This window comes from Alkalibacillus salilacus (genome assembly GCF_030812915.1).
GTDB lineage: Bacteria > Bacillota > Bacilli > Bacillales > Alkalibacillaceae > Alkalibacillus > Alkalibacillus salilacus.
This window is the reverse complement of sequence record NZ_JAUSTQ010000002.1, coordinates 313,312-334,357: the sequence shown is the minus strand read 5'-3', so window position 1 is coordinate 334,357 and position 21,046 is coordinate 313,312. Positions and strand designations below refer to the sequence as shown.

The following is a 21,046-nucleotide window of genomic DNA, read 5'->3' as shown; positions in this document are numbered from 1 at the left end:
TATCCCTCCTGTAAAAATCATTTATATTTTATATACATATCTTTATTGATTGTAACATGAACTGAATCTTCATTAGAGTCATCAATCGTTACTATATCATTTAAAAATCGAATAGGGAATTCAAATTTGATATCTTTTTCCTCAGTATAATATACAACTTTAGTATTCTCCTTATTCACTGTAAATATATAATGATAATCTTCATATTCCTCGCTGAAGGAAGACTTAAATCCTTCAATATATTCTTCTCTTGCTTTCTCATTTTCCATATGCGGTCTTATTAACTCGTCAAGGACATTATCAAGATCAATATGCCTTCCATTAGAGAAGGTGTTATCAACTTCTAAGTGAAATTCTATTGGATCTTTATCAGGGGCAATATTTGGTGCCTCCTCATATAATTTATCAATAACTCTATCTGTCATAATTTTATCGTTCACAACTTCCTCAGCGTTTAAGAAAGATTTCATAAAAAACATTGAGACACCTGTTGGTCCTCTTTGCCTATCTAAGACATAAATATTACTTCTGTCATTAATATTCGTTTCAAGTTTTATAAATGCACATTTGTGTAATTTGTCGCCTGGATTAGGTAACATATTTTCTTGGACAGTTAATTTTAGACTTGTCTTATCAATTTGAATCCCACTGTTTGGATCCATTTTCAATATGGCTAAATGGTTGACTTCATTAATATCATAAACTATGAAAAAGATTGTTCCACTACTCTTAGAAGTTGAGCTAATTATAGCGTCGTGTAAACTTTGAGTTAGTTCTTTACTTTTTTGAATAAAGACCTCAGTGTTTGATAAGTCCTGTGCAATTTCAGATGTTTTTAAATTTACAATAGAGTTACTATTAAATTGACTAGTTTTTATTTGTTTTGCATTTAGAGATACATTTATGTGGTCTTTAAAAAATGTCAAAATTCTATTAGGAACTGAAGTGAGGTTGAAAATTTGGTCAAACAATCTCGGGTGATCATTATCCGTATCGATATCATGAGCTATTATTTGTTTAATGTTAATATTCGACATAAATATTTATACTCCTTCTTTGTGAAATTATTAATAGTAATTAATGTATTCATAAACAGGTAACAAAATTTGATGGAGATAATTATAAAAGACACACTAATCCTAGTGTGCCTCAAAAACTATTCTTTCTTAAGTTCAATCTCGAAATCTAGTTCTTCGCCGATATCCTCAAAATCTTGGTTCGTTGGTGCACTAAAGACTAGGCGAGCAGATTCAATATCTTCAGCATTTGAATTTTCTAAGACGTAGAAGAAGGAACCACTAGCATTTGTGTTGCCCATCATTTCACCATCGATATGATCACTCATTAACATATCAGGCTCTAACTGTTCACCAGTACTCGTTGCCATTTCACCTTGACCTGAAAAGAAAGTGATATCTTCTTCAGATGTATTTTCGACAGCAAGATCGACTTGAATATAATCAATTTCATCTGTATCCATCATGTTAGCTAATTCTGCATTCAATTCGCCTGAAGCAGCAACGACTTTTTCGACTGTAAGCTCAACAGGACCCGTTTCAAATGTTTGCGCTTCTTGGTTGCGTGAATGGAGGGTAAAAGTTCCACCTTCATTTTCAGTCGTTTCCCCTATTTCCGTTTCAGTTGTTCCTTCAGAGGTTTCTTCTGATTCTTCACTGCTTTCTTCATCAGATGATTCATCATTTCCAGAATCGTCACTAGAATCATCTTCAGATTCTTCATCGCTTTGCGTTTCTTCTTGTTGTTCTTCTGAATCTTCACCATTACTTTCACTATCAGCATCTGATTCTTCGCTACACGCTGATAAGAAAGCAATCATTGCTACGATCCCCAACATAATTAAAAACCTTTTCATTTAATTCTCCCCCTTTTAATAGATTAGTCTATGTGAATTGGTACAATCACCAATAAACAACAAAATTTGCCATAGATTTAAAAATTAAAACGCACAGTGTTGTGCGCTCTAATTGCTATCATCTGTTCCTTTGGACTTGCTATATATATAATTAAAATACGACTCCAATTCCCTCAATTGTTCAGGGGTCATCTCTTTCCACTTCTCGATATCAAAGAAGCCTGAATCCTCAATGCCATACTTTTCAAGCAGACGGTTGTGTTCTGCTATGGGGTCGAAGTCATTACCTTGCTCTTTATCAGTTTTTCCTAAAAGGTAATCGACCGTGACATCTAAAACACTAGACAATTTCTCTAACGTCGAAAAATCAGGCTCTCTAACACCACTCTCATATTTAGCGATAGTTGAATAAGATACACCGAGTTTATTAGCTAAAATTTCTCTAGACATATTTTCTTTTTCTCTTAATTTTTTTAGTCTGTGACTAAATTTATTCATTTTCATGCCTCCGTTAAGGCTAATTTTACACTATTTGTCCAACACCTAAAATGTTTTTGGACAAAATGGGTAGAAAAGTATTGACTTTGGACGTTATGTCCATTATAGTGTTAATTAACAGGACAAAACGTCCAAAGGTTAGGGGGTGTAAACATGCGCATCAACTTAAGGAACACACGAATCAAACAAGGTTATAAGGATGTTGACAAGCTAGCTAATGCTATTGGAATATCATCATCTTATTACTACAAGATAGAGCAAGGTAAAAGAACACCAGGGATTGATTTAGCGAAAAGAATTGCTGATGTATTAGATCAAACAGTTGATGATCTTTTTTTTAATCAAAACTTGGACGAAATGTCCAGAAACCAAAAAGAACAGGAGGTGTCGTGATGAGAGTTGATGAAAAAACACTAGATGAAGTGTTAGCAGTAGTTTCTAAGTTAGACGAATCTCAGTGGTTAATCATAAATCAACATGTTTCTTCGATGTTTAAATCCAAGGCCAACAAGCTTATGAAAGATACCACGCTTGATGACCATGAACTGGATTTAATTAAAGAACACGTGAATAAGTTTTAATTCAGTCTTGCGAAATTTGAATAAAAATAGGATTGATACGGTAATCCACTCCCTTAAAGTGGATATGCACATAATCCAACTCATACATGGTGTTTTCTTCACCACGTTTGTGGGGACTAAAAATCTTAGCATTTTCTTCCCACCAAGTATTAGGACTGGTCAAACGTTCTCCAATTTTGCAATCTGGGTCTTCATTCAGAGTAACCCAATTACCAGCTAAACAAGCGTGAACCTTAGTTGCCACGTATATCACCCCCTTTCTAGAACTAGCTTACTAGAAAAGGTTGGAATAAAAAATAGGAGGTTTTTAAATGGACCACGATGTAGATCATGCAATCTTCTTCAACAAAGTCAAGAAAGCTAGAGATTCTTTAAATGGACTAACGAAAGAAGAAAGAAAATTAGCGATTAGTTTTCTGCAGCAAACATTGGACCTTGAAGAGGACTCTGCTGAAACAACAACCGTCAGTCTTCAACTTAATGGTAAAACCTTAGCTAATAGTTTGGTTGATCATATTAATAAAGATCGAGAACTTTCAGATCGTTTTGCAATTAAAAAAGGAGGCGATTTCAATGAATGATTTAGTTTTTGTACAAGACCAGCAAGTTGTAACGGATAGCCTGACGGTTGCTGAAACATTTGGTAAAAGACATGACAGAGTGATGCAAGATGTTAGAACTCTAAATTGTAGCAATGAATTCTCACTCCACCATTTCGTGGAGTCAGCTTACACCAACGAAAGAGGTCGTGAATATCCCAAAATTATCATGACGGAGCAAGGCTTCACCTTATTGGTAATGAGTTATACAGGCAAAGAAGCCATGAGATTTAAAGAACAATACATTAAAGCATTTCATGATATGCGAGAGAAGTTAAATAACAATGTTCATGTTCTAGATGAGCGTCAATCCATTATTCAATCAATGAAGCTCACAGTTGAAACAGCTGAAAAGCAGGAAGCGACAGAGCAAAAAGTTGCTTTATTAGAACGTAAAGTAGACGAGCAAATCACGCTTGATTACGGCGAACAGCGACGGTTCCAAAAAGGTGTTGCTAAGAGAGTGTACAACTTCACATCTGATCAAGATGAAGCAAGCCGATTATTCAGAGAGCTCTATCGAGATGTTAAAGACCGATTTGGTGTTGCTAGCTACAAAGATGTTAAGCGTAAAGATTTACAACAGGCGCTCAACTACATTGAGCACTGGTTGCCAAGGCAGGTGTCGTAAATGACTGATTGCCCACGCTGCCAGAACGAACAAATAGAACATTGGCACAAATACTGTGTTATTTGTGGATTACCACTAGAAAGGAGGTGATCAAAATGACAATAGAACTTGACTTGGAATATTTAAAAGAAATTTTAAAAACGTATTACAAATCAAAGTCAGACATGGCTAAGTGTATTGGCATTACTCGCTCACATTTACAGGAAGTTTTTAACGGTCGTGGTGTAGGTCCCAAATTACTTGAGGGTTTAAAAGAACAAGCTAATTCTAAGGGGTTTATTTATGAACAATGCTTACTACCACAACCTATTATTATGGGTGATAAAAAAATTGCTTCGATAGAAATTACTGATTCAAATAATAATTTACTAGCTTCGATCTCATCTCGAGATATTATTTCAGAAAAAAACACAACAGTGATAGTGGTTCCGCATGAAGATTAATCTAAATTATTATTCTTAGATCGATCAGGGTTAGAAACAGGTGTTTTTACACCGTTGATATTTCTCACATGATAGTTTTTGTAATTTCCGTTCTGAATTTGAGAGACAAATTGGTTACGCGTCATGTTTTTTCTATTGTAATTATCTCGAAAGCGTTGGTTTCTGCCTGATCCGCTTTCTGAAGTTGTAGATACTCTTTTTCTAGCCAAATATACCACCTCGATGTTTTAAATTAGAACCACTATATATTGTGTTGTACTATATATTAACACATTATGTAGTACAAATTCAATTAAAAATCACTATATATAGTGTTGGTCAATCAAGGAGGTGATCAAGATGCAAGACCGAATGACGGCTCAACAGACAGCTGAGTATCTTGGTGTGAATCGCGAAACGATTTACCGCATGGCACGTCGTAAAGAGATTCCACATTTCAAACTTGGACAACGTATTATTTTTTCACAGTCATCGATTGAAGAATGGATACGCGAACAAGAAGAAGCAAATAAGTCAGCAAGTTCTTTCTAAGTTCATCTTATCAATCAACTAAATCAAAAAAGGTATAAAGGGAGAGGAAAATTTATGACAAACGGTAGAGGACGTACTTCAAAACGATTACGTGAAGCAAGGAAGGCAAAAGGACAAACACAATTACAACTATCATTAGACACTTACCAATCAAGAGAATCTGTTACTAAGCAGGAAAATGAAGAGTTCAGAGTGCAACCGCATCTAACGAAATACTTCACTGAAGAATACAACGATCCAAGGGTAGCCATGGAAGCAGCTTATGAATACACAGGTTGGGGATCACCTTGGTTAGATGGCGCAGCGTTTGATGAACACAGAGCATCAGTTCTGTTACAAACCAAACGAGAAGTTCAAGAAGCACTAGACAAAATAGATGACGTTAACGTTGCTAAGAACCCAAATACGATAGCTGAATATGAGCGAAGCGAAATAAGAGATTTACTAGTTGAGTCAGCTGAAGCTATGACATTTATCAAACAAGAAATCGCAATCATGTGTAAGGACTATCGATTTGACTGGATGGAGCTTTGGGATGAGGTCAACAACCGTCTTAAGTCACGCCAGTACATTAAATAAAGGAGGCATTCAAATGAGTTTAGGTGATTTAACGAAATGGGAGAAACGATTACAGGAAGCAGTGAACAGTCCATTTAAGATTAAACGATTAGATAGTCTGCTAGATGACTTTCGAAAGGCTTATGATCTTCAGGATCCTAAAAACGATCGTGAACTTATATTCTATCGCAAGGCTGAACAACACTTGATTGAAGCGGAGGTAGCTTAATGGATCGAGAGCAAGAATTAGAAGCTGAAATCAGAAAAGAAGAAAGTTGCATCGATTATCTATTGAGTCGAATGGACCTGGAGCTTGATCATCGTAATTACGATAACGCATTAGCACTTAATGAAGATCTCATCAAATCTATGAAACGTGCTCGTAAATTAAAACATGAATTTAACTACATGAAGCATTTGCAAAGTGTAGCGCAACAAATGCAAGCCGATGGCATTAACGCACAAATGATTTTTTGGCCAAAAAAATAGACCGCTTGGCAGAGCGGTCATTTGAAAGACTGGATAAAAATCTTCTATCACGTCTAGTATAACCCTTTAGGCGTGATGAAGGCAAGGAGGAATCGACATGGAAAACCGTATGGTGCTCGAAATGGAACGTCATTTATCAAGACAACCCGTTGCCGAATGCTCAAATTGTCATACGGAATTTTACCAAGGGGATGAAGAAGTAGTCATTTATGACGGTGAACACTTCTGTGATCGTCAGTGCTTATCTGAACATTTACTAGAAAACGCTGATTTTTGGGAGGTTGAATTGTAATGGCCGAAGTATTAACGAGTACTAAAGATATGAGTCGAGAAGATTGGTTGCATTGGCGTCAAAAAGGCATTGGTGGTTCAGATATCGCTGCCATTGCTGGCTTAAATAAATGGAAGTCACCGGCTCAAGTTTATATGGAAAAAATCGACGAAGTGCCTGAAATGACCAATAACGAAGAGGCCATGTATTGGGGCGATGTGATGGAAGATGTTGTTTTGAAAGAGTTTGCCAATCGAAGTGGAATCAAGACACGTAAGCGAAACGCGATTATTCAACATCCGCAATACCCATATATGTTGGCTAATGTTGACAGTTTGGTAGTTGGTAAACATGAGGGTGTTGAAGCTAAAACGGCAAGTGAGTACGTGAAAGATCAATGGGAAGGTGACGAGATTCCAACACCTTATTTATTGCAGTGCCAATGGTATATGGCAGTGCTCAATTATGATGCATGGTGGATTGCGGTTTTAATCGGTGGTAATAAATTCGTTTATAAGAAGATTGAACGAGACGAAGAACTCATTGAACAGCTCATCGAGATTGCAAAAGACTTCTGGAACAATCATGTTTTAGCGGACAACCCACCTGAAATTGACGGTACAGACGCATCAACGAACTTACTCAAAGCGATGTACCCTGAATCAACCAATGATGAAAAAGTTGACTTAGAGAATGAATTGAATAGTTACTTTGATGCTTTGCAAGTGATTAAGTCAGAAATGGACGATTTAACGCAGCGCAAGAAAGAATATGAAAACAAAATCAAAGAGCATTTAGGTGAACATGAAGAAGGATCTAGTAATCGTTTTGTGGCGAAATGGAAAACCGTAAATTCCACGAATTTTGATAAGAAGAAACTGAAACAGGATTATCCAGATTTATACGAACAATACACGAAAGAGTCGAGTTATCGACGTTTTACATTCAAGGAGGTTAATTAATATGGCGACAAATGAAGCGGTTAAAAACCAATTAAGTCAGAAGAAACAAAGCGAAGTGGAAGGGCAAAACAATAGCCCGAAAACAATAGAAGATTATTTGAAAAAGATGGCTCCAGCTATGGAACAAGCATTACCCAAACACATGGATGCTGATCGTTTAATGCGATTGGCAACGACAACGATTCGAACAACCCCCGAACTGAAAAAAGCTGAAGTTGGCAGTCTACTAGGCGCGGTTATGCAAGCAGCGCAATTAGGACTTGAACCAGGATTGATTGGTCATTGCTACTTGCTTCCATTCAAGAACAACAAGAAAGGCACAACTGAAGTTCAGTTCATCATAGGTTACAAAGGCATGATTGATTTAGCTCGACGCTCTGGTCAAATTCAAAACATTTACGCTCACGCTGTTTATGAAAATGACACATTCGATTATGAACTAGGTTTAGAACCGCGATTAGAGCACAAGCCAACAATGGATAGCAATAAAGGCGCTTTTGTTGGCGCTTATGCGGTGGCTCACTTTAAAGATGGCGGTTATCAATTTGAGTTCATGCCGAAAGCTGACATTGAAAAACGTAAGCAACGATCTAAAGCAGCTAATTCTAAGTATAGTCCTTGGGCTACCGATTACGAAGAAATGGCTAAGAAAACGGTCATTCGTCACATGTGGAAGTATCTACCGATTTCAGTCGAGATTCAGAAGGCAGCATCAGAAGATGAAACAACACGCCAAGACATCACAGACGAAGCGAAATCTGTTTACGATCAAGACTATATTGATGTAAATATCAATGAATCAGATCAAGATGAAGCGCAACAAGCTTTAGATGAAGCAAACCAAACTGACGAGGACAGCAATGAATAGATTAATAGATATTCCCTTTGATTACGTTTGGATGGCTGAACAATCAAAGGAACCTGGGAAACAATTTAAACGGTATGTGGCGGCTTATGTCCGTCACAACCATCCAGGTTATGAATTAGTCAAGATCCATAAGATGAAGGCTGAAATTAAAAGAAAGGAGGGTGGCGATTGAATGGCTGGATTAAATTGCACAGAAGGATCTTAGAACACGACATCTGGAACGATCCTACAACGTTTAGATTGTTTACCCTTCTTATATTAAATGCAGCACACAAAGACGGCTTTAAGGTTAAGCATATTGAACTAAAAAGAGGTCAGTACTTACGATCGTATTCGAAGTTACAAGAAGACCTGGAGTATAAAGAAGGGCGAGGCTATAAAAAAGTAGCTAAAAGCACAATAAAACGGTCTGTTCGAAAACTGTTCGATTTAGGGATACTTGACTTTCACGAAACAGAACTTGGAACACTTTTCACAATCCTAAATTACGAGAAATATCAAGGGTTTAGCGAAAATTCAAACGACAACTTGGAACAGAATTATGCACCAAGTCGAAACGAACCCGAAACGAACCCAGAACGAGAACAAGAATTAAAGAATTTAAGAATTAATAATGCTGCTGGTGATGCACGTACGCGTGAAGAAAATCCAAATGTTGATGCCGGGGCGCCAAAAACCGAGGAAATAGCATCGACATCAAAGGCTTTGGTGGATCGCTATTTACAGCTCAAAAGCACATTGCATCCTAAACCGAAAGATATGCAAGCAGCGTATGAGATCGAACAAGAAAACATACCTGCTGATATGGCGGTTAAATATTTAGAGCAGTGTTTTGATGAATTTGAGCCTAAATATCCGGGTGATCAAATCAACTCTCTTGGTTACTGCAAGGGGTTTATCTTGGAGCGTTATTACACACAAAAGCAGAATGACAACAAGGTCACTCAGATATCCCAAGCGCAAGATAAACAAAGCGATCAGAAGCAATACAATTACGGTTTTTAAGGCGGTGAAGACATGAAGTCAGCTGAAAAGATTCTAAACGTAGATACGCAACCTGAGATTTTGAACGACTATGTGTGCGACGGTTGCGGTGAGCAAGTGGAAGAGAAATCAGTTGTGATACCAGTTGGACCCAAAAAAGGTGAACGAACAACGGTTCATGACGGTTGCCGATGCGAAGATAGAGAATTGGCTAAAAAGGCTATTCAAAACCGAGAACAAGCGATAGAGCGTAAGAACAAAACGATGTTCAGACAACAGTCATTGCTTAATCAGTCTCTTTGGGACGCTGCATTTGAAAACTATGAAGCTACTAACGACGATCTAGCCAAGGCGAAAGAGAGATTACAAGATTTTGCTGAAACGTTTTCGCGAGATAATCCGCAAAGTTTTATTATCAATGGCAATTATGGCACTGGTAAAAGCCATTTGTCCGTTGCGGTGACAAAGCGTTTGATGGAACGTGGTTATAGCTGTTTATTTCTGTCTGTTCCCAAACTGCTAAGCAAGATTAAGGAAACGCATAACCGCAACTCTGATTTTTCCGAGTATGAAGTCATGGAGTTTGTTCAGTCTGTTGACTTACTTGTCTTAGACGATTTGGGAGCGGAATATACGAACTTACGAAAAGAAAATGATAACTGGACCCAAACAAAGCTGTTTGAGGTGATTGATAGTCGAGCAGGCAAAAGCACGATCTATACGACGAACTTAGATAGCGAAGAACTCGTGAAAAAAATCAACGAACGTAATTTATCAAGGGTTATGGAAAACGTAGAAGTAGTGAAAATGTTTGGCCAAGATTATCGACGGAAGGAGTTTTAATATGTGTAACGGAAATGGCGTTGTCTGGGTGGAAGTGATCACAGGCGCCTATGATTTACAAAGATGTGACTGTGAAAATTGCGAAGGCATTCAGCTGCGTAAAGAACCAATTGAGCAGACATTCAAGAAATGGGACGCATACATTGAACAAGAGCAACGAATGAAAGGGGCTGTTTAAATGCGATACATCGGTTTAGATCCAAGCACGAAAACAGGCATTGTTGTATTGGACGAGTTAGGCAACATCATCAATCAAGATGAGCTGAAACCAAAATGCAAACAGGATCCTGAGCGTTTCGGTGAACTAGCTGAATTGGTTGGCATGGAAATCGAGCAAGGCGACAAAGTCATTATCGAAGGCTTTTCTTACGGTTCGAAAGGTGCTGCGGTTTCAACGCAATACGGTATCGATTGGCTCTTACGTTCTAAACTCGTTGAATTAAGCAACTTAGATGTGATTGATCGGTACGTCGAGGTAACGCCAAATGGTCTTAAGAAGTTCGCAACAGGCAAAGGCAACACCAAAAAAGAGGACATGATTTTGCCGATTAATGATCGTTGGGGATTTAGAAATCCATCAGACAATATTCGAGATGCTTACGTGCTTGCTCAAATTGGAAGGTATTTAGACGGTCGTGAAAAGCCAACAGCGTTTCAGAGAGACGTGTTAAACAAGCTTCAATCCAATGAGGTAGCGTCATGACAAAGGTTTATGTTCGAGAAGATGAGTGGCGCAATGCTGAAGGGGAGCGATTGGTTGATGTTGAGACGTTTTTCAGTCAGCCGAAGCGGTTTGATTATATCTTGTTTGTTTGATCATGGGAGGTTGAATAATGGCGAAAGAGTACACGGTTTACAAAGGTGAAGACATTATCGTATCAGGAACGGCTAAAGAATGCGCTCAAGTATTAAATATTAAACCTGAATCAGTTCGATGGTTAGCGACACAAGCTAATTTAAGACGAATTGAAAAGCGTCAGTATTCTAATCACGCTATGGTTGCTGTGTGTTTAGATGATTAATGCCAATAAGACTGAGAAAGGGTGGTAAATATGGAATTAGATATTACTGAATTGCAGTATTTAAGAGGATTAATCATGACTGACAAGATTGTTAATGACTACGAAAACAACCTTAACGCAAGGATTTCACAAGTAAAATCCATGCACACCTTTACAGATAATTTGTTAGAGAAACTTGATGAAGAAGAGCCGTCTTAATGGCGTATACCGACCAGGTTGTGCGGTAGAGAATAAAAAGGGAGCTGATTGAATGGATGAACGGTTGGAGTTAGTTAAGAAAGCATTTGATGAAGAGCTAGTTTCCGAAACGATGGATTTCAATGCTTTAGGGTGGCCAGAACGAATAGGGTGGCTCATTGAGCAAGCTGAACGTGTTGAGGAACTGGAAGAACGCAACAGTTTCTTAGAAAAAGCACATAAAACAAATATAAAAATAGCTGAATATGCAAAAGAGGAACGTGATTATTATGAAGGTATGGTAAACAAATTGGCAGGCGAAGGTCGTTTATTAGATGATGACAATGATGAGAAAGCACGTCAAGCATTAGAGGAGGGTAACAATGCGACCAATTAAGTTTAGGGCGTGGGTATTAAACAATCATGGCGATTGGATGGCACAGCAAGGAGTTCATCCTGAAATAGATACACCATCTAAATTTCTAGCATTATACGGAGAAAATATTCTGATGCAGTACACAGGGTTGCAAGACAAAAACGGAACAGAGATTTATGAAGGGGATATTGTTCAATATGAAAGACGTAATTTAGGTTTCGCCTTAGGGTTTTCAGATGATGATACGCTGTACTATACAGAGAGACAAGTAATTAAGTGGTTAGAACAAGGATTTAATGTTCCGCAAGGGTTTATACGAAATTTAGAAGTCATCGGCAACATATACCAACACCCAGAATTACTAGAAGGTGTTGCTGATGGATCTTAACTTCATTATGGCATTGCTCCTAGTGTGGTTCATAGGCGGAATCTATATTTTAAGTGGGAAGTGATAGACATGTTAAATAGATCAGTATTAGTCGGTAGATTAACGAAGGACCCCGATCTACGCTATACGCAATCAGGTACAGCTGTAGCCAATTTCACATTGGCAGTAAACAGACCGTTTAGAAATCAAGACGGTGAACAAGAAGCCGACTTCATTAACTGCGTGATTTGGCGCAAGCCTGCTGAAAATCTAGCAAACTATATGGGTAAAGGTAGCATGGTCGGGGTAGACGGCAGAATTGCCACACGCAGCTATGACAATCAAGAGGGCAAACGTATCTTCATAACAGAAGTGGTTGCAGAGAGCGTACAGTTCCTTGAATCAAAGCAAAGTAATCAAAATCAGGGCAATAACCCTCAACAACAAAAACAAAGCACACAGAGCCAACAAGAAAGCTCTAAGCAGTCGTTAGAAGAAGCGGGCGAGCCTGTTGATCTCGACGATTCAGATTTGCCTTTCTAAAGGAGTGAGGATATGAGAGAACGAGCATATAAAAAGTATTTTAATAATGATGAGTTAAGTAGATTAAAGCCACGTGACGTTTCAGAGTTGAAGCAGCAAGAGACTGTTGTAAGTTTCGTTTATATTTGGACGTTCTTACTAACTTTTGTATCATTTATCGCATTAGTGGCGCTAGCGATATGGTTCAATAAATATACTATCTTTCTTTCAATAGTTTTGGCGACACCAACCCTTTTGCTGTTCATTATTAGCTATCTGGCAACCAAAGGATACATTAAAAAGATTACAGAATTGAAGGGGACAATAAAGGAGTGATAGACATGAAATTTAACTGGGCATGGCTAATGTTAGGCGCTTATGCGTTATCGATTATTGGACTAGCTTTATTGATTTATTCGCTTATTGCAATCGCGGTATAGGGGGCATTCGATGAACGACGAGATGAGAGCAGAAGTGGATCTAAGCGAGAATGCCGTTTATAGAGTGATAGACGGCAAACTAGAGAAGATAGACACGCCAGGTGTTGGCTTCGGTAAGCAGACAATTACGTGGCAAGATAATAAACCAATCCATTGCGAGATTAGTTATACGCAAAAATAGGGAGAGTGAAACGAATGAGTAAAGTTAAATTGACGCAAAAACAGGCTGATGCGATTGAACATCAAAAAGGCAGTTCTTTTGGTGATTTTCAGTATTGTCTAACGAGAACACTAAGCGGTGATTGGTTTGATAATTTTAACAGACCATTAAACGACCTAACAGCCGAAACATTTGCAAGAGCATGGATTGAAGGTTATGAGGTTGAACCATTTTTCGAAGAAGGTGATATCGTTGTTGCTATCAGTGAGGATGAAAGCGATGAGTTATTTGAAATCGAAACAGTTAATAAAGGTGGCGCGGGATTAGTAACTAAACATGGCGCACGTATATTTGAAAATTACGAGTTCATAAGACAAGCAACAGAACTTGAAAAACAGTTGTTTGAGGTAGGTCGGACAGAGCCGAGTTTGAAAGTTGGCGATTTCATTATTCATAGAGAGGTCAGTCGAAGTTTGGTGGGTTACAGCGCAGGGATTATACAAGCTAATAAATGGCTTAAAGAAGGTTTTATAGATTTCATTTACCCTATCGAACACCGTATTGAAGTAGGTGATGAAAATGATCAGGTTATTTGAAGCAATTACTCATAATATTTCAAATGGAATTGAAAAGGGATGGGACTTTATAGTGGCCCATGATAAATGGGTGTACGGTTTAATGATATTAACGATAGTCATCACGATGATCATTAAAGTCCTAAATTAAAAATAGTAAGCTCTATCGAAACAATCGAGGAGCGCATGATGAGGCACTTAGCCTTATTGTGCGCTCTTTTTTATTCAAAAGGGGTGAAAGACAGTGCGAAAGATGAAATACACAATCAAGCATAAAGTACATCCGCATCGAAGAGACAAGCGTACAGGCGCTTTGAATCCAGTGAAGCCGAGTAAGTATTTTAAATATTTAGCGGGTGAGCTTGAAAACGGAAAGGATGAGAAAAAATGAAGTGCGTATATAATGACAATCTAATTTGGAAAGCAGGAACACCATTAAAGCAACAAATGAATGACATGTTTATTTATGAAACTGGTATGAACCAAGAGGCGTTGGTTGAAAAAATAAGCGAAATTATTCGTGAAGTATCTGAGGCACTTCGAGAAGTAATCAAGGGAGTTTCTCAAATGCTTCAAGAAATTTTAGAACATGTTGAGATTGAGATTGAGAATAGGAAAGACCCTTTTATTAAAGCACCTAATATTCCGTCATTAGATACTAGAATTCCGTCTCAGGTTATAGGTAACGCGCCAGTGATTCCATGTGCTAGAAATCAAATTTAGGGGTGATCAATATGAATCTAAAAACGATTGAAAATGACCACTATTATACAGTCGAAAAAGTCCTTTATATCATCAAGAATTATCATGCTAATCAGAAGCTGATTAATGAGGTTGTACAGCAATCCTTTAAAAGTGTAGGTGTTAGCCAGTATGGAATTCAAGCAGTTATGCCAAAGGCAGATGACAATACTGGCACGGTTGAAAAGCAGGCTATTTTAACAGAAAAGGCTATCAAGCGTTACTCAAAAATTAGTACAGACTTAAAATACATTCAAGATCGTTGGTATCGAATTGAAGATGATACAGAAGCCATGATCCTTAGCTTAATATTGAGTGGTTACTCGATGCAGAAGGTAGCTGATATTTTGAACGTTGATCGAACAACCGTTACTAGAAAGCTAGAAAGAATCGCTTATAACCTCATTGAGATTTAGTTATCCACAAGATAGTGCACGAATGTCACGGTATTTGGTGCATGGGGGTCGGCATCAGTTAAACTTGAGTTAAGCGATAGTTAAAAAACATATTCGCGACATAACATGCCTGGCTCTCGACGTGCTGATTTTCACTCTCCCTTAATGATGCACACTCGTTGGCTGGGCATTTGTTATATATGAATACGAGGTGACAATATGCCAAAGGCGAATCAAAGTACAACACCTTGGAACCAAGACACCATAGACCGATTATTCGAACTCAAACAATCTGGCGAAGGTTTCTCAGAGATAGCGCAAACGCTAAGCCAAGAATATAATAGACGGTTCACAGAAGTCTCTGTTAGACGTAAATATCAGCGTACAAATAAACATAATCAGTCAGCTAGCAAGCCAGTGAAGCAAGCGAGTCAGCAGAAAAGCAAGCAGCAGCAAGAAACTACTGACTATAAAGAGACTGTTGAGATTAATCAAGACGGTACCCAAACAAGTGACAAATTAGTCGAGCTATCCGAGATGGACATGAAGGACGAAGAAGCGGTCCTAAAAGCACATGGCTATGATCCAGTCGAATGGCAAATCAGCAAAGCGACTTCAAGTAAGTGGCACCATCACAATAAGCAGGACGGCACTAAAACATTGTATGCATCTAAAGTTGTTGTTAAGAAGCAGCGTGAGCAATTCGATTTTGATAAATTAATTGATATTGTAACGCAAACACCGCAAGTCACCGTTAAGCCAAAGTACATAAACCATTATCCGCACTATCTCAACATTCCGCTATTCGACATGCACTTTGGCGTCTCAGATTATGAGCATTATAAATCAACGCAAGCTAAGATATTAAGCTTACTTAATCGCCAGTACAAAGAAGTATTGCTGCTAATTGGCAGTGACCTATTTCATCACAATGATCACCGTAATCGTACGGCAAGCACTAGAGAGATTGAACATGCTGAAATGGTGGAAGCTTGGCAAGATGCAATCACATTCTATGACCCTATTATCAAAGAAGCTATTAAGCGGTCAGGTAAGGTTACGGCCATGTACATTAAAGGTAATCATGATGAGTCGCTATCCTGGGGCTTTATTAAGTACCTAGAAGCAAAATATCCGCATCTAGAAGTTGATGCTGATTTTAGAGAGCGTAAGGTTCACATGCTCGGTAATAACTTTGTCGGCGCTAATCACGGCGATAAGAAAAAAGAGAAGGATTTAGCCGAGAATTTCGCAACGGAATTTGCTGAACAATGGGCTAAAGCGAGTAATCGTGATGTATTCGTAGGTCATTTGCATTCAGAATGGGTACTCGACAAAGGTGGCGTGATGATTAGACGATTGCCAACACGTAACAAGATAGATCAATGGCACGACGATCATGGTTATACAACAGCTCATAAGCGATTTCAAGTTTATGAATATACTGAGAATGATCTAGAAACCATTTATTATGTTTAATGCAGGATTTTCCTCTTAATTGTCGAATGTTGGGAATTAAGGGGGGTGAAAAAAATGACTTGGGAAGAAAAGCTTCAAGAAAAGCTCGAAAGTATGTCAACGAGTAAAAAAATTGAGAACTTTTTGATGGTTAGTAGTCGTTTTGAACATGTATACAATAAAATTATCAAGCCTATTTGTATAAATGATAAAAGTTTTTTTAATACAATTAAGTCGGAAAATGAAGCGCACTTTTTTATTGTGAATTGTTCACTGAGTTTAAAAAACAAATCTGATCATATTCTTGTTGGTACGGGAACAGAAGAACTATTGGTTTTTGGTAAAATTTACTTTGAAAATGGTTATTCATATTACAAGAATAAATCATCAGACTACGGAGAATATTTAGATGATAAAGTAATTAATGAATTGTTTAGATTTGCTTATAACGATTTTATTCAGGATTAAGCACCCATAGCGGTGCTTTTTTATTTGATTAAAACAGGGAGGTAGGTGTTATGTAGTATGGCTAAATTAACAGAGAAGCAACGGCGATTTGCAGACGAATATATTCGCTTGGGTGAAATTACGCAAGCGGCGATTAATGCAGGTTATAGTACAAAGACAGCTAGAGTGACAGGGCAAGAGAACATGACTAAACCTGCTGTCAAAACTTATATTGATGAACGCTTGGAACAGCTCAAAAAAGAATCGATTGCTGAGCAAGATGAAGTGCTTCAGTATCTAACGTCTGTTATGAGGGGTGAGGTGAAAGATGAAGTCGCTATGGTTGTTGGCGATGGTGATTTTGGTGGAAGTATAGAAAAAGAAGAAAAACGATCAGATACCGTTGCTCGAACAAAAGCGGCTGAATTATTAGGCAAGCGATATGGTATGTGGACTGAAAAGCACCAGGTCGAAAACATCACTCCTGTGTTTGTTGAGGATGTGCCGGAAGATGACGACTAAAGAACAACCTAGAATATCAATTAAAAAAGCAATAGGTAAAGGCTACAACCGATTCTGGAAGAACAAGCAGTTTTATAGAGTTGTTAAAGGCTCGCGTGGTAGCAAGAAGTCGAAGAACACGGCCCTTAACTTTATCCATCGAATTATGAAGTACCCTTGGGCTAACCTATTAGTGGTTAGACGCTATTCCAATACGAACAAACAATCAACCTATACAGATTTGAAATGGGCAGCCTCTCAATTAGGGGTTGCTCATTTATTTAAGTTCAATGAATCGATGCCAGAGATCACCTACAAGCCGACTGGCCAAAAGATATTATTCCGCGGACTGGACGATCCACTTAAAATCACATCAATTACGGTTGATGTTGGCATTCTTTGCTGGGCATGGTTCGAGGAAGCTTATCAGATAGAAACAGAAGATGACTTCAGGACAGTTGTTGAGTCTATTCGTGGGTCGCATCCAGCTCCCGACTTCTTTAAACAAATCACAGTCACCTTTAACCCATGGTCCGAGCGACACTGGCTTAAGAAGGTCTTTTTCGACCCAGAGACGAGAGAGCAAGACACCTTCGCTATCACCACGACCTTTCGAGTTAACGAATGGCTGGATGACGTGGATAGGAACAGATACCTCGACTTACACAGAACGAATCCTAGGCGCGCTAGAATCGTTGCTGATGGTGAATGGGGCGTTTCTGAAGGTCTTGTATTTGAGAACTTTGAAGTAAGAGAGTTCAATCCACTGCAAAAGATAAAAGAGATACAACGTACAGCTCACGGGATGGACTTTGGTTTCACAAATGATCCCACAACAGAGGTCAGCTCCGTTGTTGATTTAGAGAACAAAGAGCTCTGGATCTACGATGAGCATTATGAAAAAGCGATGCTGACTGATGATATTTATAACATGTTGGAGCAAAAGGGGTTGAAAGAATCTCCAATCACTGGTGATTCAGCAGAGAAGAGGCTGATCCAGGAGTTAATCAATAAAGGCATCAGACGAATGCGTTCATCTGTTAAAGGTAAGGGGTCCATCAACCAAGGTATTTTATTTATACAAGGTTTCAAAGTGTATATTCATCCATCATGTGAACACACGATTGAAGAATTTAACACGTACACTTTCCAGCAAGATAAAGAAGGGAAATGGTTGAATGAGCCTATAGATGCTAACAACCATATTATCGATGCACTTAGGTACAGCTTAGAGCAGTACCACTTAAAAACACCAAAAGACAACGACACGTATAAAGCATTGCAATCATTAGGCATTTAGGAGGTGTATCATGCAAAAAGCGAATGAATTTGAACACGGACTGGACGGAAACTCGGGTATAAAAAGGCGCTTTAGTAAGTACGCAAATATCCAATATACGCACGATTCAGCAGAAGAGCTGGTCAAAAACACAGACGATCTATCCGAAATGATTAAGCACCACGTAGAACACCAGCGCCCTAGATTAGATGTGCTGGACGATTATTACAAGGGTGATAATACAGCAATATCGGTTTTACAAAGACGTAAGGAAGATGATAAAGCTGACCATCGGGCACGACATAATTATGCAAAGTATGTATCGAATTTTATGCAAGGATTTTTAGTTGGTGTCCCAATAGCGATGAGCCATAAAGATGAGTCTACGCAGGCGAAAATTAAACAAATAAACGAGACGATTGAAGATGCAGCGCTTAACGCTGACTTGATTTTGGATTTATCCATTTATGGACGAGCTTATGAACTGTTGCATCGGAATCATGATGATGAGGTGAAAGTTTATTTATCATCACCTTTAGAGACGTTCTTAATCTATGACAACACTATTGAGAAGAATATCGTTGCCGCTGTTAGGTATTTTGTTGTGGGGTATGGTGACAATCAAAAAATCAAAGTAGAGCTCTATACAGAAAAGAGAATATACACTTACTACACGTCCAATCTTGGCGATTACAGCCTAAAACATGACGATGATGTTGAACATCCATTCGGAGCTGTGCCGATTAATGAACATAGCAACAACCGATTTAGACAAGGTGACTTTGAGAACGTGCTTGATCTAATCGATTTATATGACGCGGCTCAATCTGATACAGCCAATTATATGACCGACTTGAATGATGCCATGTTGAAGATAAGCGGTAATTTGGAACTAACGCCAGAGGAAGCCAAGAAAATGAAGGAAGCAAACATTCTTTTTCTTAAGCCCGCAAGCGATAATGCCGAAGGAAAAGAAGGGAACGTGGATGCGGATTATATTTATAAGCAATACGATGTTTCTGGCAGTGAAGCCTATAAAAGTCGGTTGCAAATTGATATTCATAAGATGACGAACACACCTGATTTAACAGACAGTAAAATCAACGAACAGTCTGGGGTACCACAATCGGGAGAAGCAATGAAGTATAAATTGTTTGGACTGGAACAAATCCGAATCAACAAAGAACGATTGTTCAAGCGTTCTCTAAATCGACGATATAAGCTGATTAACAACGTTATGGCTTTAGCGAGCGAAGCAAGCGACGGCGAGTTTGAAGGATTAACCTACAAATTCACACCTAATTTACCTAAGAGTACAAAAGATTCAGTTGATATGTTTAATGCTGTAGGTGGGGAGCTTTCACAGGAAACGAAGCTGAAAATTATTCCAATGATTGTGGAAGATCCAGAAGAAGAACAAAAGAAAATTGATGAAGAACGTAGTCAGCGACGTCAATCACAGTCATCTAGATTTATGGCGAATTGAGGTGATTAGATGGCCGAAGAAGAAAGCTATTGGGTCAAACGTGAGAAGGAAAACATCAAAAAGGAACAAATGAAGGATGAAGAAGTAGCTGAAAAGTTACGTGAGATTATCGAGAATGCACAACGGGAGATTTTAAAGGAAATTGACGTATTCTACTCGCGATACGCTGAAAACAATAACATCACACCTGCCGAAGCTAAAAAGCGTGTATCTGAGTTTGATGTGCAATCTTTTGAAAAGACAGCTGCACGATATGTTGAAGAGAAGAACTTCAGCGATAAAGCGAATGAAGAACTCTACACATACAACACGAAAATGCGAGTAAGCCGGCAAGAATTACTGATGATGTATTTAAATGCTCACTTAGTTGCTATGGCTGACGAACAAGTTCAAACATTTCAAGATTACCTGGAGCAAGCAGGGATCAATGAAGTAGCAAGACAAGCAGGCATATTAGATGTCAATATGACTATAACAACATCTACACTTGAATCATTAGTGGGCGCTTCTTTTTATGAAGCCACGTGGTCAGAGCGCATCTGGGATGACATGGAAGGCTTGCGTGAAGAATTAGACGTGATTATTAACAACGCTATTGTTCGTGGCGTTCATCCAGACAGAGGTGTCAGCAACCTAAGAGAACGATTTGATGTTACTACCTATGAAGCTAGAAGATTACTAATCACAGAAACTGCCAGAGTACAGACGGGTGCTCAACAGCTATCCTACGAAGCATTAACCGAAGATAATGACGAGGCAGAATATGAATTTATAGCTGTCATTGATGATGATACTACCGAAACATGTGAGGATTTAAACGGTGAGATATTCAAGGTTAAAGACATGATGCCAGGAGTGAACGCCAGTCCGATGCATCCCTTTTGTAGAAGTTCATCCGCATTGCGTTTAGGTGACTGGAGAACAAACTTCTTTGCTGAAAGAGAAGGAAAATATTCTTTATAGGAGTGA

General features: G+C 38.5%; 39 protein-coding genes. 34 read left to right on the top strand and 5 right to left on the bottom strand.

Going from position 1 to position 21,046, the window contains the following annotated elements; translation table 11 throughout:
• Nucleotides 1–17: 17 nt before the first annotated feature.
• The 3 genes from J2S77_RS04030 to J2S77_RS04020 all read right to left on the bottom strand — a co-directional run bounded on the left by J2S77_RS04030 (nt 18) and on the right by J2S77_RS04020 (nt 2,371).
• The gene (locus tag J2S77_RS04030; protein WP_306974861.1) at nt 18–1,037 is read right to left on the bottom strand and encodes a nucleoid-associated protein; all 1,020 of its coding nucleotides are present in this window, start codon (nt 1,035–1,037) and stop codon (nt 18–20) included.
• 119 nt (nt 1,038–1,156) lie between these two features.
• The gene (locus J2S77_RS04025; protein ID WP_306974860.1) at nt 1,157–1,873 is read right to left on the bottom strand and encodes a hypothetical protein; all 717 of its coding nucleotides are present in this window, start codon (nt 1,871–1,873) and stop codon (nt 1,157–1,159) included.
• Nucleotides 1,874–1,981: 108 nt separating this feature from the next.
• Nucleotides 1,982–2,371, bottom strand: a complete 390-nt coding sequence (locus J2S77_RS04020; protein ID WP_306974858.1) for a helix-turn-helix domain-containing protein — start codon at nt 2,369–2,371, stop codon at nt 1,982–1,984.
• 153 nt (nt 2,372–2,524) lie between these two features.
• Between J2S77_RS04020 and J2S77_RS04015 the strand changes: the two genes are divergently transcribed.
• Nucleotides 2,525–2,764 carry a helix-turn-helix transcriptional regulator gene (locus J2S77_RS04015; protein ID WP_306974856.1) on the top strand — a complete coding sequence of 80 codons (240 nt, stop codon included), beginning with the start codon at nt 2,525–2,527 and terminating at the stop codon, nt 2,762–2,764.
• Nucleotides 2,764–2,952 (top strand): hypothetical protein, encoded by a 189-nt coding sequence (locus J2S77_RS04010; protein ID WP_306974855.1) that lies wholly within the window; start codon nt 2,764–2,766, stop codon nt 2,950–2,952. The genes J2S77_RS04015 and J2S77_RS04010 overlap by 1 nt, the downstream gene beginning before the upstream one ends.
• Nucleotide 2,953: 1 nt before the next feature.
• On the opposite strand, the gene J2S77_RS04005 is transcribed toward J2S77_RS04010, so the two are convergent.
• Nucleotides 2,954–3,196 (bottom strand): hypothetical protein, encoded by a 243-nt coding sequence (locus J2S77_RS04005; protein WP_306974854.1) that lies wholly within the window; start codon nt 3,194–3,196, stop codon nt 2,954–2,956.
• A gap of 67 nt (nt 3,197–3,263) precedes the next feature.
• Between J2S77_RS04005 and J2S77_RS04000 the strand changes: the two genes are divergently transcribed.
• The 3 genes from J2S77_RS04000 (at nt 3,264) to J2S77_RS03990 (ending at nt 4,625) form a co-directional block, all read left to right on the top strand.
• Entirely contained in the window at nt 3,264–3,533 is a 270-nt protein-coding gene (locus J2S77_RS04000) for a hypothetical protein (protein ID WP_306974852.1), read from the top strand.
• Nucleotides 3,526–4,182, top strand: a complete 657-nt coding sequence (locus tag J2S77_RS03995; RefSeq protein WP_306974850.1) for a Rha family transcriptional regulator — start codon at nt 3,526–3,528, stop codon at nt 4,180–4,182. The genes J2S77_RS04000 and J2S77_RS03995 overlap by 8 nt, the downstream gene beginning before the upstream one ends.
• Nucleotides 4,183–4,277: 95 nt before the next feature.
• On the top strand, nt 4,278–4,625 hold the full coding sequence (locus J2S77_RS03990; protein WP_306974848.1) for a helix-turn-helix domain-containing protein: 348 nt from the start codon (nt 4,278–4,280) through the stop codon (nt 4,623–4,625).
• Here J2S77_RS03990 and J2S77_RS03985 read toward each other — a convergent pair.
• On the bottom strand, nt 4,622–4,834 hold the full coding sequence (locus J2S77_RS03985; protein WP_306974846.1) for a hypothetical protein: 213 nt from the start codon (nt 4,832–4,834) through the stop codon (nt 4,622–4,624). The genes J2S77_RS03990 and J2S77_RS03985 overlap by 4 nt on opposite strands.
• A gap of 130 nt (nt 4,835–4,964) precedes the next feature.
• Here J2S77_RS03985 and J2S77_RS03980 point away from each other — a divergent pair, with 130 nt between their 5' ends.
• The 29 genes from J2S77_RS03980 (at nt 4,965) to J2S77_RS03840 (ending at nt 21,040) form a co-directional block, all read left to right on the top strand.
• A complete protein-coding gene (locus J2S77_RS03980; protein ID WP_306974845.1) occupies nt 4,965–5,156 on the top strand; it encodes a helix-turn-helix domain-containing protein in 192 nt (63 codons plus the stop codon).
• 54 nt (nt 5,157–5,210) lie between these two features.
• Nucleotides 5,211–5,735, top strand: coding sequence for an XRE family transcriptional regulator (locus J2S77_RS03975; RefSeq protein ID WP_306974843.1), 525 nt, complete (start codon nt 5,211–5,213; stop codon nt 5,733–5,735).
• A 13-nt stretch (nt 5,736–5,748) separates the two neighbouring features.
• Entirely contained in the window at nt 5,749–5,943 is a 195-nt protein-coding gene (locus tag J2S77_RS03970; protein ID WP_306974842.1) for a hypothetical protein, read from the top strand.
• On the top strand, nt 5,943–6,203 hold the full coding sequence (locus tag J2S77_RS03965) for a hypothetical protein (RefSeq protein WP_306974841.1): 261 nt from the start codon (nt 5,943–5,945) through the stop codon (nt 6,201–6,203). Before J2S77_RS03970 ends, J2S77_RS03965 begins: the two co-directional genes overlap by 1 nt.
• Before the next feature lie 97 nt (nt 6,204–6,300).
• Nucleotides 6,301–6,495 (top strand): hypothetical protein, encoded by a 195-nt coding sequence (locus tag J2S77_RS03960; RefSeq protein WP_306974840.1) that lies wholly within the window; start codon nt 6,301–6,303, stop codon nt 6,493–6,495.
• Nucleotides 6,495–7,436, top strand: a complete 942-nt coding sequence (locus J2S77_RS03955) for a YqaJ viral recombinase family nuclease (protein WP_306974838.1) — start codon at nt 6,495–6,497, stop codon at nt 7,434–7,436. Before J2S77_RS03960 ends, J2S77_RS03955 begins: the two co-directional genes overlap by 1 nt.
• A gap of 1 nt (nt 7,437) precedes the next feature.
• Nucleotides 7,438–8,304, top strand: coding sequence for a recombination protein RecT (gene recT, locus J2S77_RS03950; protein WP_306974837.1), 867 nt, complete (start codon nt 7,438–7,440; stop codon nt 8,302–8,304).
• A complete protein-coding gene (locus J2S77_RS03945; RefSeq protein WP_306974835.1) occupies nt 8,297–8,476 on the top strand; it encodes a hypothetical protein in 180 nt (59 codons plus the stop codon). The genes recT and J2S77_RS03945 overlap by 8 nt, the downstream gene beginning before the upstream one ends.
• The gene (locus J2S77_RS03940; RefSeq protein WP_306974833.1) at nt 8,473–9,309 is read left to right on the top strand and encodes a hypothetical protein; all 837 of its coding nucleotides are present in this window, start codon (nt 8,473–8,475) and stop codon (nt 9,307–9,309) included. Before J2S77_RS03945 ends, J2S77_RS03940 begins: the two co-directional genes overlap by 4 nt.
• 12 nt (nt 9,310–9,321) lie before the next feature.
• A complete protein-coding gene (locus J2S77_RS03935) occupies nt 9,322–10,131 on the top strand; it encodes an ATP-binding protein (protein ID WP_306974832.1) in 810 nt (269 codons plus the stop codon).
• A gap of 1 nt (nt 10,132) precedes the next feature.
• Nucleotides 10,133–10,309: a hypothetical protein gene (locus J2S77_RS03930; RefSeq protein ID WP_306974831.1), complete on the top strand. Its 177-nt coding sequence runs from the start codon at nt 10,133–10,135 to the stop codon at nt 10,307–10,309.
• Nucleotides 10,310–10,834: a hypothetical protein gene (locus J2S77_RS03925; protein ID WP_306974829.1), complete on the top strand. Its 525-nt coding sequence runs from the start codon at nt 10,310–10,312 to the stop codon at nt 10,832–10,834.
• A 130-nt stretch (nt 10,835–10,964) separates the two neighbouring features.
• A complete protein-coding gene (locus tag J2S77_RS03920) occupies nt 10,965–11,153 on the top strand; it encodes a hypothetical protein (protein ID WP_306974827.1) in 189 nt (62 codons plus the stop codon).
• A gap of 75 nt (nt 11,154–11,228) precedes the next feature.
• Nucleotides 11,229–11,351, top strand: a complete 123-nt coding sequence (locus J2S77_RS03915; RefSeq protein ID WP_306974826.1) for a hypothetical protein — start codon at nt 11,229–11,231, stop codon at nt 11,349–11,351.
• Between the two features lie 52 nt (nt 11,352–11,403).
• Nucleotides 11,404–11,727: a hypothetical protein gene (locus tag J2S77_RS03910; RefSeq protein WP_306974824.1), complete on the top strand. Its 324-nt coding sequence runs from the start codon at nt 11,404–11,406 to the stop codon at nt 11,725–11,727.
• Nucleotides 11,714–12,094, top strand: a complete 381-nt coding sequence (locus tag J2S77_RS03905) for a YopX family phage-derived protein (protein WP_306974823.1) — start codon at nt 11,714–11,716, stop codon at nt 12,092–12,094. The genes J2S77_RS03910 and J2S77_RS03905 overlap by 14 nt, the downstream gene beginning before the upstream one ends.
• A 69-nt stretch (nt 12,095–12,163) precedes the next feature.
• Entirely contained in the window at nt 12,164–12,616 is a 453-nt protein-coding gene (ssb, locus tag J2S77_RS03900) for a single-stranded DNA-binding protein (RefSeq protein ID WP_306974938.1), read from the top strand.
• A 12-nt stretch (nt 12,617–12,628) separates the two neighbouring features.
• Nucleotides 12,629–12,931, top strand: a complete 303-nt coding sequence (locus tag J2S77_RS03895; protein WP_306974821.1) for a hypothetical protein — start codon at nt 12,629–12,631, stop codon at nt 12,929–12,931.
• Between the two features lie 114 nt (nt 12,932–13,045).
• A complete protein-coding gene (locus tag J2S77_RS03890) occupies nt 13,046–13,216 on the top strand; it encodes a DUF3954 domain-containing protein (RefSeq protein WP_306974819.1) in 171 nt (56 codons plus the stop codon).
• Between the two features lie 14 nt (nt 13,217–13,230).
• Nucleotides 13,231–13,791: a hypothetical protein gene (locus J2S77_RS03885; RefSeq protein ID WP_306974816.1), complete on the top strand. Its 561-nt coding sequence runs from the start codon at nt 13,231–13,233 to the stop codon at nt 13,789–13,791.
• A 223-nt stretch (nt 13,792–14,014) separates the two neighbouring features.
• Nucleotides 14,015–14,161: a hypothetical protein gene (locus tag J2S77_RS03880; protein WP_306974814.1), complete on the top strand. Its 147-nt coding sequence runs from the start codon at nt 14,015–14,017 to the stop codon at nt 14,159–14,161.
• Entirely contained in the window at nt 14,158–14,493 is a 336-nt protein-coding gene (locus J2S77_RS03875) for a hypothetical protein (protein WP_306974812.1), read from the top strand. Before J2S77_RS03880 ends, J2S77_RS03875 begins: the two co-directional genes overlap by 4 nt.
• A gap of 11 nt (nt 14,494–14,504) precedes the next feature.
• The gene (locus J2S77_RS03870; protein ID WP_306974811.1) at nt 14,505–14,927 is read left to right on the top strand and encodes a helix-turn-helix transcriptional regulator; all 423 of its coding nucleotides are present in this window, start codon (nt 14,505–14,507) and stop codon (nt 14,925–14,927) included.
• A gap of 198 nt (nt 14,928–15,125) precedes the next feature.
• Entirely contained in the window at nt 15,126–16,385 is a 1,260-nt protein-coding gene (locus J2S77_RS03865) for a hypothetical protein (RefSeq protein ID WP_306974810.1), read from the top strand.
• Between the two features lie 54 nt (nt 16,386–16,439).
• The gene (locus tag J2S77_RS03860; RefSeq protein ID WP_306974808.1) at nt 16,440–16,832 is read left to right on the top strand and encodes a hypothetical protein; all 393 of its coding nucleotides are present in this window, start codon (nt 16,440–16,442) and stop codon (nt 16,830–16,832) included.
• 57 nt (nt 16,833–16,889) lie between these two features.
• Nucleotides 16,890–17,333 (top strand): terminase small subunit, encoded by a 444-nt coding sequence (locus J2S77_RS03855; protein WP_306974806.1) that lies wholly within the window; start codon nt 16,890–16,892, stop codon nt 17,331–17,333.
• Nucleotides 17,323–18,612, top strand: a complete 1,290-nt coding sequence (locus J2S77_RS03850; protein ID WP_306974804.1) for a PBSX family phage terminase large subunit — start codon at nt 17,323–17,325, stop codon at nt 18,610–18,612. The genes J2S77_RS03855 and J2S77_RS03850 overlap by 11 nt, the downstream gene beginning before the upstream one ends.
• A gap of 10 nt (nt 18,613–18,622) precedes the next feature.
• Nucleotides 18,623–20,077: a phage portal protein gene (locus J2S77_RS03845; RefSeq protein WP_306974803.1), complete on the top strand. Its 1,455-nt coding sequence runs from the start codon at nt 18,623–18,625 to the stop codon at nt 20,075–20,077.
• Between the two features lie 9 nt (nt 20,078–20,086).
• Nucleotides 20,087–21,040, top strand: a complete 954-nt coding sequence (locus J2S77_RS03840; RefSeq protein ID WP_306974800.1) for a minor capsid protein — start codon at nt 20,087–20,089, stop codon at nt 21,038–21,040.
• The last annotated feature ends 6 nt before the right edge of the window (nt 21,041–21,046 follow it).